The organism is Herbidospora sp. RD11066, assembly GCF_054661255.1.
In genome coordinates this window covers 1-1,684 of the sequence record NZ_BAAGDO010000025.1, presented here as the reverse complement: position 1 = coordinate 1,684, position 1,684 = coordinate 1, and the positions used below count along the sequence as shown (strand labels likewise).

At 40.7% G+C, this 1,684-nt stretch carries 1 rRNA gene; it reads right to left on the bottom strand.

Features of this window, described 5'->3' with window-relative positions:
• Positions 1–85: 85 nt before the first annotated feature.
• Positions 86–1,684 (bottom strand): 23S ribosomal RNA (locus tag ACYQ78_RS39200); the annotation flags it as partial.

Here is a 1,684-nt window from a genome sequence, read left to right as displayed (position 1 = left end):
GTGCAGAAATTCAAGGGTGTAACACCACCAATCTAAACAAAACAGGCTACCCAACCATGGGGTATATAATAACCGTATCCTTTCTTGCTACAAGTCGGAGGCCAAGCGGTCTTAGGAAGACAAGCCTAGGCAACAACTCCTTGGCCCACAGAACGTCATGGCTACGATCCGACTTTCAGACCTCAAACAACTTGATATAACTTTCATACTTTAGAAGCAATCAGCAATTAACCAAAAGACCCCTTCAAAAAGCATCTGAATCAATCAATTGATTGTAACTTATAAAAATAAGAGAACCACTAATTTTTCGATCCTTTCGTACTAGAAAATAGTTATATCAATGTTTCTTCAAATTGTAGATAGAAACCAAGCTGTCTTACGACGCTTTTAACTCAAATCATGTACGGCTTTAATGGACGAACAGACCAACCCTTGGGAGCGACTGCACCCCAGGATGCCACAATTCAACATCGAGGTCGCAAACATCGTCGTCGATAAAAACTCTCTAACGTTATTGCGCTGTTATCCCCAGAGTAACTTTTATTTGTTTATCGTTAACTATTTCACCCTAAATTAACGGGTCACTTAAACCCACCGTCCAAAGATAAGTGTCTGCTCTGGGTCTCCCCCTGGCAGTCAGACACAATTAAATATGTATCTTAAGCCCGCCTTCGTTACTTTTTTAAAGGCGGTCGCCCCAACCAAACTGTCCCACTTATCAAACCCCAAAAACATAAGTTCGTGAGTTGCCTTTCTTCAAATAAAAAAGTGCGCTTTTCTAGCCTTAGTTGACCCGCACCACATTTTTAAACTATTTAAGTCAGCCACATAAGTTTCCAGTAAAGTTTCATGGGGTCTTCTTGTCTAACAATTTGGATGTAGCATCTTCACTACAAATTCAATTTCACTGGAAATTTCCTTAAGACAGTGAGACCTTCGTGACACCATTCATACCGGCCAACAATTAATTGACTATTGATTACGCTACATTATCACGGTCAGTGTTACCGCGGCCATTAAATTGTCTTTATTAAGTTGGCTCTACCAACCTTTTTAGATACAACCATTGGGCAGGTCTCACCCTTCATACTTCTACCTTCATATTAGCAAAGAGCTATGTTTTTGGTAAACAGTCGAGGCCTTGTGTTTTAACTTCTAATGAAAGCTAATAACTTGCCGAGTTCCTTAAAAAAACTTTCCCCCCCACTATCTCCCACTTGTGTTAGTTTACAACAGTAGTCTTTTGTTTTAATTATTTCCTGGCACATTGTGCGTTTATTACCATCCCCCATCGGGAACCTCCTTAGAGACTGTTTTGCCCAAACCAAAGGCACCTTTGGCTTGGTGACCAGGAGAGATGAGGCAACAATTTTTTTACTCATGTTCACATTTTCTCTTCTGATTCTTGGGCTCTCACCACCACTCAACAGTCTGTTCTACTACCAAGCAAACTACTTACTACCCCCAGAGTTTCAGTTCAATTTTTAGCCACCGTAATTTTTAGGGAAAAAGAGTTCTTGAATGAACTTCTACGCATTCTTTCAAAGATGGCTGGCTCCAAGCCTACCTCTTCATTGTCTAAATCCCACACTCCTTTTACACTTAATTATTGAATCCCTGACTTTAACTTCTAATTTGGGCTCTCCCCCTTTAACAACGGACCTGCTTGCCCCTTGTCTATCTG